The sequence below is a fragment of the Tomitella cavernea genome (genome assembly GCF_016599145.1).
GTDB lineage: Bacteria > Actinomycetota > Actinomycetes > Mycobacteriales > Mycobacteriaceae > Tomitella > Tomitella cavernae.
The window spans coordinates 1-10,212 of the sequence record NZ_JAENKO010000077.1 but is presented as its reverse complement, the minus strand read 5'-3'; the positions used below and the strand labels follow the sequence as shown (position 1 = coordinate 10,212).

At 71.8% G+C, this 10,212-nt stretch carries 8 protein-coding genes and 1 pseudogene; 6 read left to right on the top strand and 3 right to left on the bottom strand.

The annotated features are described in order from the left end of the window. On the bottom strand, positions 1-1,123 hold a 1,123-nt coding region (locus JJ683_RS17805), incomplete at its 3' end, for a dihydroxyacetone kinase subunit DhaK (RefSeq protein WP_200176097.1). Positions 1,124-1,274: 151 nt separating this feature from the next. Between JJ683_RS17805 and JJ683_RS17800 the strand changes: the two genes are divergently transcribed. The 3 genes from JJ683_RS17800 (at position 1,275) to JJ683_RS17790 (ending at position 3,408) form a co-directional block, all read left to right on the top strand. After that, a complete protein-coding gene (locus JJ683_RS17800) occupies positions 1,275-1,667 on the top strand; it encodes a VOC family protein (protein ID WP_200176096.1) in 393 nt (130 codons plus the stop codon). A 174-nt stretch (positions 1,668-1,841) separates the two neighbouring features. Further along, complete coding sequence (locus tag JJ683_RS17795; RefSeq protein ID WP_200176094.1) at positions 1,842-3,107, top strand: Na/Pi symporter; 1,266 nt, start codon at positions 1,842-1,844, stop codon at positions 3,105-3,107. Positions 3,108-3,261: 154 nt separating this feature from the next. Continuing rightward, positions 3,262-3,408 (top strand): hypothetical protein, encoded by a 147-nt coding sequence (locus tag JJ683_RS17790; RefSeq protein WP_158726496.1) that lies wholly within the window; start codon positions 3,262-3,264, stop codon positions 3,406-3,408. Between the two features lie 14 nt (positions 3,409-3,422). On the opposite strand, the gene lplAB is transcribed toward JJ683_RS17790, so the two are convergent. Together lplAB and JJ683_RS17780 are read right to left on the bottom strand one after the other, a co-directional pair. Then, on the bottom strand, positions 3,423-4,472 hold the full coding sequence (gene lplAB, locus JJ683_RS17785) for a lipoate-protein ligase LplAB (RefSeq protein ID WP_200176092.1): 1,050 nt from the start codon (positions 4,470-4,472) through the stop codon (positions 3,423-3,425). Between the two features lie 9 nt (positions 4,473-4,481). Continuing rightward, a complete protein-coding gene (locus JJ683_RS17780) occupies positions 4,482-5,447 on the bottom strand; it encodes a helix-turn-helix transcriptional regulator (RefSeq protein WP_200176091.1) in 966 nt (321 codons plus the stop codon). Between the two features lie 383 nt (positions 5,448-5,830). Between JJ683_RS17780 and JJ683_RS17775 the strand changes: the two genes are divergently transcribed. The 3 genes and pseudogenes from JJ683_RS17775 to JJ683_RS17765 form a co-directional block, all read left to right on the top strand. After that, positions 5,831-7,570, top strand: coding sequence for a TIGR02677 family protein (locus JJ683_RS17775; RefSeq protein WP_200176090.1), 1,740 nt, complete (start codon positions 5,831-5,833; stop codon positions 7,568-7,570). 1 nt (position 7,571) lies between these two features. Further along, positions 7,572-8,981, top strand: a complete 1,410-nt coding sequence (locus JJ683_RS17770) for a TIGR02678 family protein (protein ID WP_200176089.1) — start codon at positions 7,572-7,574, stop codon at positions 8,979-8,981. Then, a pseudogene (locus JJ683_RS17765) lies at positions 8,978-10,212 on the top strand (hypothetical protein); the annotation flags it as partial. The gene JJ683_RS17770 and the pseudogene JJ683_RS17765, both read left to right, overlap by 4 nt.

Sequence of the window (10,212 nt, the reverse complement as noted above, 5' to 3'; positions counted from 1 at the left end):
CCGGGCGGCCGGGCGCCGGTGCGGCGCCGGACGCCTCTCCACCCGGCGCCTCTTCGCGGCCGGAGGAGGGCGCGGCGGCGCCGGGGCCGTGCACGCGGCGCGACGGGGCGTTGGGCCAGGCGGGCGCTTCCGTGGGCGCGTCCCACAGCTCCAGAATCTCGTCATCGCAGCGGATCAGCGTGATCGACGCGCCCGCCATGTCGAGCGCCGTGGTGAACGACCCGACCAGTGAGCGCGCCACGACCAGCCCCCGGTGGGCAAGGTGGTCGTGCAGCTCGCCGAAGAGCAGGTGCAGTTCCAGCGGATGGGAGGCGCCGAGTCCGTTGACGACGGCGATGAGCCTGTCGCCGTCCGCGGGCCGCAGCGAAGCCAGGATGCGGTCGGCCAGCAGCCGTACGAGGTCGCGCGCCGGCATCGCGTCGCGGCGTTCGGTGCCCCGCTCACCGTGGATGCCGATGCCGATCTCGATCTGTCCTTCCGGCAGGTCGAACGACGGCTCGTCCGCGCCGGGCAGTGTGCACGGCCGCAATGCCGCCGCCATGCTGCGCGCGCCGTCCGCAACCCGGCGACCGAGCGCTGCCACGGCGGCGAGGTCGTCGCCCCGGTCGGCCGCTGCCCCGCAGATCTTCTCCACGGCGATCGTCGCCGCAGTGCCCCGCATGCCCGGCCCGACGGGCTCCCCCGCCTCGTCGGTGCCCTTGTCGCTGGCCACGTCGTCGGCCACCAGCACATGCTCGACGGCGACGCCCCGCTCGCGTGCCAGGTCGGCCGCGATGCGGAAGTTCAGTACGTCACCCGTGTAGTTCTTGACCACGTGCACCACGCCGGCGCCGGCGTCCACCGCCCGCGTCGCGGCGTCTATCTGCAGCGCGTTCGGCGAGGTGAAAACGAGGCCCGGGCATGCGCCGGCCAGCATGCCGCGCCCGATGAAGCCCGCATGCATCGGCTCGTGTCCGGACCCACCGCCGGACAGCACCGCCACCCGGCCCCGTTCCGGCGGTGTGCGGCGCGTGAGATACCCCGGATCGGCGTGCCAGGCGAGGTCGTCGGTGCAGGCCGTCAGCCCGCGGATCGCATCGGCCACGAAGGACTTCGGACTGTTGACGAACTGCGTATGAGCCATGACTGTTCGAGCACCTTTCCCCTTGCACCGGATCCTCGTCCGAGCCTATCGGGCAGGTACGGCAGCGTGCGGCTGCCTGACACTCGTGAACGCCGCGCCTCCGCCCACACGCTGACGCCGCAGAGGCGCCATGCCGCGCACAATGGGCGGCATGGAGATACTCAGTGGCAGGATTCTGCTGCGGCCTTCGGACCTGTCCGCGTCGCAGTCGTTCTACCGGGACACGCTCGGTCTGGCCGTGGCCCGTGAGTTCGGGGCGCCCGATCACCCGGGGGTCGTGTTCTTCGTCGGTGGCGCGCTGCTCGAGGTGTCCGGTGCCGGGCCCGTCGACGGCCGTGCGGGAATGGAGCTGTGGATGCAGGTCCGCGACGTCCATGCCGAGCACGCGCGTCTGGCCGCCGCCGGCGTCACGGTGCTGCGCGAGCCGCGCACCGAGCCTTGGGGGCTGATCGAGATGTGGATCGCCGATCCGGACGGGGTGCGCATCGCGGTGGTGCAGATCCCGGACGATCATCCTCTGCGGCGCGACGTCCGGAACCTCTGAACCACCGCGAATGTGACCGTCGCCCCACCTCCACATGGCCGTCGGGCGGTGAGGCCCGAAGAGTACGCGTACCCGACACCGCCCGGCATCCGGAAGTTTGCCGTTCGTTCACCTGGCACTGCCAGCATCACGGGTGAACCGACTGGAACACCGACCACGACACAGGAGTCGTCGATGCTGGAAGCCGGCCGCCGCGCGGGAGGAACCGTCCTCACCGAGACCACGGCGGATGAGATCCCGACAGGGCAGGGCCCCTCGCCCCGCCCGTCGGCCGCTCCCCGCCCCGCACCCTCCGCACCGCAGGTGCCCGGTCGCCGCGCCACCGTCACCCGGTGGCTGGGCGTGGCCGCGATGCTGTATTTGCTCATCTGCGCGATCGGCGTCATCGGCGACGGCTTCAACGGCCTCGGCTCGGGCACGGCCCAGAACCTGTTCGACTTCGCCACTAACCCGATCATCGGCCTGTTCGTCGGCATCCTCGTCACCGCGATCATCCAGTCGTCCTCCACCACCACGACGCTCGTCGTCACCGCGGTGGGCACCGGGATGATGCCGGTGTCGGTGGCGGTGCCGATGATCATGGGCGCCAACATCGGCACCTCGGTGACGAACACCCTCGCCTCGCTGGGGCACGTGGGCAACAAGGCCGAGTTCCGCCGGGCGTTCGCCGCGTCGACGGTGCACGACTTCTTCAACCTCACCGCGGTGGCCATCCTGCTGCCGCTGGAGCTGCTCTTCCACCCGCTCGAGCGGCTCTCCGGCATGCTCGCCGGCTTCGCCTACGGCACCGTGCTGCCCGACCCGGACAACGCCGACATCATCGGCGTCGTCTCCAGCCCGGTGGTCGACGCCCTCGGCATGCAGGGTGCGCTGGGCGTGCTCGGCGGCGGCACCGTGAGCGCCGTGGCCACGATCGTGCTCGGAGTGGCGCTGATCTTCCTCGCGGTCCGCTACATGGGCAAGCTGCTGCAGGTGCTGATGGTCGGCAAGGCCAAAACGGTCCTCGAGCGCACCGTCGGCGGCAATCCGATGGTGGCGATGGGCGCGGGCGCGGGGGTCACCGCGGTCATCCAGTCGTCGTCCGTCACCACGTCGATGCTGGTGCCGTTCGCAGGTTCCGGCGCGCTCACCACCAAGCAGATCTATCCGCTCACGCTCGGGGCGAACGTGGGCACCACGGTGACGGCGCTGCTGGCGGCGTTCGCGGTCACCGGTGGCGACGCGCAGCTGGCGCTGCAGGCCGCGTTCGTGCACGTGCTGTTCAACGTGATCGGCATCCTCATCATCTACGGGCTCCCGCCGCTGCGGTGGGTCCCGGTGCGCTGCGCCGAGATCCTCGCCGCGGTGGCCAGTGAGCACAAGACCATCGCCGCGGCCTGGGTGCTCACGGTGTTCCTCGCGATCCCCGCGCTCGGCGTGTTCATCTACACCCTGCTCTGACGACCACCTGCTGTGAACGGGCCGGGCTCCGATGGGGTCCGGCCCGGACCTTTTCCGCAGCAAGCACCCGATCGACGCCTGTCGTTCACCTTCTGTTAACCTAGGTGCACCGAGACGACAAGCAGCCGACGAACGGGGCTGCGGAGGTGATGACATGGTGCAGCGACGAGGCGACGCGATGACCGCCGAGGGACGACTGGTGTTGGCGCACGCCCAGATCGCGCTGCTCCCGGACGACCTGTCCCGCACCCGCGGTCACTGGAGCGACCTGCGGCACTTCCTCCACGCTCTCGCCGCCTGATCACGGCGGCGAGATCACGGGACGCGGTGGGTCCACTCCGTGCTGAGGAACTTGCTTTCCACCAGCTGCCTCGCACAGTCCAGCTCGGCCTCCGTGTAGTCGGCGTCCCGGGTGGCATAGTGCGCCCGGAAGTGCGCGGCGAAGGCGTCGATGATGTCGGCGCGCGCCATACCGGTCTGCGAGCGCATCGGGTCCACCCGCTTGGCCGCGCTGCGGATGCCCTTGTCGGAGAGCTTCTCCTTGCCCACCCGCAGCACCTGGCCCATCTTCTCCGCATCGATGTCGTAGGCCATCGTCACGTGGTGCAGGACGGCGCCCGAGGCGAAGCGCTTCTGCGCGGCGCCGGCGATCTTGCCCTTGTCGGAGGCGATGTCGTTGAGCGGCACGTAGCGGGCGGTGATGCCGACGTCGGCGAGCGCGCCCATCACCCACTGGTCCAGGAACTCGTAGGAGCGTTCGAAGCTGAGCCCCTCCACCAGCGACGACGGCACCGCCAACGAGTAGGTGATGCAGTTGCCGGGCTCCATGAACATGGCGCCGCCCCCGGAGATCCGCCGCACGATGCCGATGCCGTGCCGCTCGGCGGCCGTCTCGTCCACCTCATTGCGCACCGACTGGAACGAGCCGATCACCACAAGCGGCGAGTCCCAGTCCCAGAACCGCAGGGTGGGCGGGCGCTCGCCCAGCGCCACCTCACGGCTGATGATCTCGTCGAGCGCCACGTGCATCGCCGGGTCGAGCACGACGGGGTCGATGATGTCGAAGGTGTGGTCGTGCCAGCCGGTCGCCCGCCCGAGCGCGCGCCGGATGGCGATGCCCACCGACTCGGGGGTGAAGCCGATCATCGACACGTCCGGGCTGAGCGCCCCGCTGATGGCCTGACCCAGCTGGGCCGCGTCGGCAGTGACGGGCATCCCGGTGACTGCCGCGTTGAGATCCTCTAGAGCGTCGTCGGGCTCGAGGAAGAAGTCTCCGGACACGTGCACCCGCGACAGGCGCCCGTCGTCCACGTCCACCTCGGCCGCGACCAGTTTGCCTCCGGGCACCTTGTACTCACCGCGCATGATCCCAACCTAACCCGCCGCCCGGGACAGGTGCTCCGCCAGGCGCCGGCACTCGTCCACCAGCGCCGGCGGCGACACCACCCGGAACTCTATGCCGTGCAGCGCGAGCCGCATCAGCAGCGCGTGCCGGTGGGTGCCGCGGATGCGCACCAGGAAATCGTCGGCGCCCAGCGCGTCCACCTCGGCTTCCTGATGGCGGACCGCATCCTCCAGGTCCCGCAGCGGAGCGTGGACCCGCAACTCGGCATCGTGCCACGCGTGGTACACGTGCGGAATCAGGTCGTCCCGCCGCCCCGGCGGCAGCGGACGGGGGTCGAAGCGACGGCGGGACGCGCCCGCCGCGTCCACGTCGTCGAGGCGTTGCAGCGTCCAGGCATGGTGGCGACGGTCGAATCCCGCCACGTACCAGTTCGGGTGCCGGAACAGCAGCCGGTACGGCTCGAAGAATGCGGCGCGAACCAGCCCGTCGCGGGTCTTCGCCGTCCATCGCAGCAGGAAGCGGGCGGCGATGGCCTGCGTGACGGTGACCAGCATGGCCGCGTCGACTGTCGGGGCCAGGCTGAGCAAGGGTTGGATCCGTCCGCATTCGACCGCGGTGCGCCGGTGGAGCCGTTCCGGCAGGAAGCTCTCCAGCTTGGCCAGGGCTCTCGCGGCGGCCGCGTCGAAAGCGCCGCCGGCGATCGGTGAGGCAGGATCCGCGGTGCCCGCGACCACCGCCAGCCCGACGGCGGCCGCCACCGCCTCGTCGTCGTCGAGCGACAGTGGCGGCATGTTCCGGCCGCGGGTCAGCCGGTACTCGCCGCGCGGCCCGGGCGTCGATGCGATCGCGAATCCCAGCACACGCAGCCGCACCACGTCGCTGCGGATCGTCCGCGTACTGGTGCCGAATCTTTCCGCCAATTTCTCCCCCGGGTGGCAGCCGCCCTCCTGCAGCGCGCCGACCAGCATGAACATCCTCTGTGCGACATCCCCCATGTCCTCCATTCTGACCTAGGGATCGCGGAAGAAATCCCGTCGCGCGACACGCTGTGGATAACCTGCAGGTTCCCCACAGGCCGCGAAAACCGCATCCGTCTCCTGCGGGTTTCGTGCTATGCGGCGCGGGCAAACCGCACGCGACCTCTTCCGCAATCCCCAGCCTGCAGAGAGGCACATCGCCTCCCCCGGCCGACCACGAAACGCGGGGTGCGTTTACCAGATCGCAGCACCGACGGCATGTCGAGACCACCGTCCGCGGTCGTCCGCGCGCAAAATCACAACGCCGCACTCCTGACCCCGCGAACGGGCGCGGATACCTCTATCCTCGGCTTCGGCCGACCCTCGGCTGCCACCCCAGGAGCTCCGATCGAAAGGCGACGATGGACCAGGCGGACGCACCGGCCGACACCCCCAGGCCGTTCGCTCACCTGCAGCAGCCGGGAGCCCCGCTGTATCGCGCGATCATGGGCGCGTTCGTGCAGGCCAAGCGCAGGTTCATCGTGCACCTGCGGCCCGAGGACATCCGCGCGATGCTCCCGGACCACGGCCGCACGCTCGGCGAGAACCATTCCATCGACGGCGCACTCGCCTCACTGGAGCATTGGGGGAACCTGCGCTCGGACCCGGACACCAGCCGGGTCACCAGTGTCGAGGAGTTCCGTCGGGCCCGCTACCTGTACCAGATGACCGACCACGGCCAGGCCGCCGAGGACGCGCTGCAGACCTACGAGGAGGCGCTGGGGCGGCGCGGTTCCCTGCAGTCGGTGGCGCTCGACGACATCGCCGGACGCCTGCGCGAGCTGCACACGCTCGCGTCGTCCAGCGCCCCGGAGCCGGGGGCCACCCACCTGGCGCTGCGCACGCTCGTCGACAGGTTCGAGGACCTGGCGGCCAACGCACAGGCCTTCATGTCCGCCCTGGCCCGCACCATCGACGTGCAGGACGCCGAGGCCGACGCCTTCGTCGCCTACAAGGAACGCCTCATCGAGTACCTCGAACGCTTCATCAAGGACCTTGTGGGGACAGGCGCGGAGATCGCGCGCCTCGTCGAGCAGATCGAGGACCTCGGTGTGGACAGGCTGTTGCGGATGGCCGCCGAGCGCGATACGCGTGACACCGCTCCGGGGCCCGCCGAGGCCGGAGACACCGCCGACGTGGCCCTGGCGCGCAGCCTGGCACTCTGGCGCGACCGGTGGCAGGGCTTCCGCGCCTGGTTCATCGGCAGCGCGCACCACCCCAGCCAGGCGATGGTGCTGCGCGGCCAGGCGCGTTCGGCGATCCCCCGTCTGCTGCAGGTGGTCTCAGCCCTGCACGACCGGCGTTCGGGGCGCTCGGATCGCGCGGCCGACTTCCGCGCCCTCGCGCAGTGGTTCGCCGAGGCGCCCGACGACGATGCGATGCACACGCTCTGGCGCTCCGCGTTCGGCCTTCAGCCGTCCCGGCACCTCGGCGTGGACGCAGACACCCTTGAAGCCCGTGCCTACGATCCGATCCCCCCGGAGACGCCGTGGGCGGACGCGCCGCCGCTGCTCATCAGCCCGCGGCTGCGCCGCACCGGCAGCTACGAGCGCCGAGGGCGGCCGGCCCAGGTGCTCGACCGTTCCCTCGCGCGCCGGCATCTGGCCGAGCGTGCAGCACAGGAGGTGCGGGAGACGGCGCGCGCACGCGCACGCCTCGCCACCGGCGGCCCCGTGCGGCTGTCCGACGTCGGCACGCTGGAGCCGGCCGAGTTCCGGTTGTTCCTGGGGCTGCTCGGCGACGCGCTCGCCGCCAAGCCGCTCGGCGCGCGCACGGTGGAGGTGAGCACCGGCGACGGCGCCATGGCGATCCGCCTGAGCGAATGCGACAGCACCCAGCGCGACGCCACCCAGCGCGACGGCACCGGGTCCGACGATACGGGGTCCGGCGAGACAGGGCCCGGCGCCGCGATGGCCGAGATCCGCACCCCCGACGGGATCCTGCGCGGGCCCGACCACATCGTCGAGATCCGCGACCTGTCCACCGCGCTCACCGACACCGCGCTCACCGACACCGCGCTCACCGACACCGCGCTCACCGACACCGCGGGCCCCGGAGACGACGACGCCCCGCTCCCCGAGTACGCCCGCCGGGGCGTCTGACATGGCCGGTTCACTGACCGATGCGCTGGCACAGTCGCGCGACGACGAGCGCCGACGGGCCGCGCGCGCGATCCTGCGGCGCCCGCTGCTGCGCGCCGACGGGCCGGATGCGGAATCGTTCGCGCTGGTGCAGCGTCACTCGGCGCACTTGCGCGCCTGGTTCCACACGCACGCCGGGTGGCCGCTGCTGGTCACCCCGGAGCTCGCACGGCTGACCAAGACGACCGACGCGGACGGCCCGGACGCACACACCCACCCCGCCGTCACCGCGCGCCCCCGACGGCCTTTCACCCGCCGCCGATACGTGCTGGCTTGCCTGCTGCTCGCGGTGCTCTCCCGCGCCGATGCCCAAATCACGCTCGGCGGGCTCGCCGACGACGTGCTGCTGGCGGCCGCAGACCCGGGCCTGGCGGCCACCGGCCTGGAGTTCACGCTGGACAGCCGGACGCAGCGCGGCGACCTGGCGGCGGCCGTACGTCTGCTCATCGAGTTCGGCGTGCTCAGCCGGGTCGCGGGCGACGAGGACCAGTTCGTCGAGGACACCGGCGACGTGCTCTACGACGTGCACCGGCGCGCGCTGGCGGGGATGCTGGCGTCGGCGCGCGGGCCTTCGACCATCGTCGCGGCAGCGTCCGGCCCGGCCGAGCGCTTCGCGGAACGCCTGGCACGCCTCACCTTCGACCCGCCCGCGGGTTCGGAGCAGCTGGGCGACGATCGCATCCGCCGCTCGCTGACCCGGCGCCTGTTGGACGACCCGGTCGTGTACTACGACGACCTCTCCCCGCGGGCGCGCTCCCTCCTGGACCACCGGCGGGCCGCGATGGCCGCGGCGGTTTCCGACCTGACGGGGCTGGTCCCCGAGGTACGTGCGGAGGGCATCGCGATGGTCGATCCGGACGGGACGCTCACCGACGTCCGCATGCCGGAGGGCGGCACCGACGGGCACGCGGCGCTGCTCTTGGCCACCCACCTCGCCGCCGTGGACGGGCCCGTGCGCGCCGCGGACCTCGAGGAGCTCATCCGGTCGCGCGCGCACGGCTTCGCCACCCAGGGCTATTGGCGCCGCGGTGCCGCCGATCCGGGGGCGGACCGGGTCATCGTGCGCACCGCGCTGGACCGCCTCGAGGCGCTGGGGCTGGTCCGGCGCGGGCAAGGAGCCGACGGGGAGCCGACTGTGCTGCCGCGGCCCGCCATCGCCCGGTACGCCGTCGCCGAGCCTGCCGCCGACGACAACGTCATGGAGCTCCCCGGCCCTGAGGATCCCGGCCCTGAGGATCCCGGCCCCGAGAATATCGGCCCCGAGAATCCCGAGGCTGAGCATTCCGACGCCGGGCAACCCGGCACCGCGCTCGCCGTCGAAGACCAGCCCGCAGAGCACTCGAGTAAACACACGGAGGAACACGCCCGGTGAGCACGCACACGAGCACGACCGCCGCCGACGCGCTGCCCGTGCCCGCCAGGAGCCGCTGGCAGCCGTTGCGCGCCGGCCTTGTCGACCTGTTCTATTACGACCGCGAGGAGTTCTGGTTCCGCGACGGGCGCCTGCTGCTGCGCGGCAACAACGGCACCGGCAAGTCCAAGGTGCTCGCGCTCATGCTCCCGTTCCTCCTGGACGCCGACCTGTCCGCGCACCGCGTGGAGCCGGACGCCGATCCGAAGAAGCGCATGGAGTGGAACCTGCTGCTGGGCGGCGCCTACGACCACGCCGAGCGACTGGGCTACACCTGGCTGGAGTTCGGCCGGGTCGATGACGACGGCACCGCGCACTACTGCACGATCGGCGCCGGACTCAAGGCGGTGGAAGGGCGCGGCATGCTGCCGCCGTGGTTCTTCGTCACCCCGCAGCGCATCGGGGCGGGACTCGAGCTGGTCGACCACTCGCGCACCGTGCTCACCAAGGATCGGCTGTCCGCCGCGCTGGACGGCCACGGCACCCGCTTCGACCGCGCGGGCGAGTACCGGCGCGCCGTCGATGAGGCGCTGTTCGGCCTGGGTACTCAACGCTACGGTGCCCTCGTCGACCTGCTGGTGCAGCTGCGGCAGCCGCAGCTGTCCAAGCGGCCCAGCGAGAAGGCTCTGTCCGCGGCGCTGACGGAAGCGCTGCCGCCCCTGGACCCGGCGCTGCTGTCGGTGGCGGCCGAATCGTTCCGCAGCCTCCAGGAGGACCGCGAGGAGCTCGACGGCCTACGTGAATCGCAGAGCGCCACCGAGCGTTTCGTCGGCGTCTACGGGGCGTACGCACGGGTGGCGGCGCGCCGCCAGGCCGCCGGGCCGCTCGCCGCGAAGGGCAGGGCCCGGGGGCTCGAGCAGCAGCTCCTCGACGCGCAGACCCAGTACACCGACGCCGAGGGGCAGGCCGAGGGGGCGCGCGACCGCATCGCCGAGGCGGGCGATCGGATCGCGACGCTGCGCACGCAGGACGCGGCGCTGCGCGACAGCACGGCCATGGACGCTGCGCGCGAGCTCGATGCGGCCCGCGCGGCGGCACGAGAACGCGAGGCCGATGCCGACCGCATCGCCGGCGAGGCGCGGGAGTCGGAGGCGACGCGCGACCGGTTGGCCGACCGCGCCGCCTCGGCCAACGATGCGCTGGCCGAGGCGCAGCAGCGCCTGCACGGTGCGCGGGAGCGCGCGTCGAAACG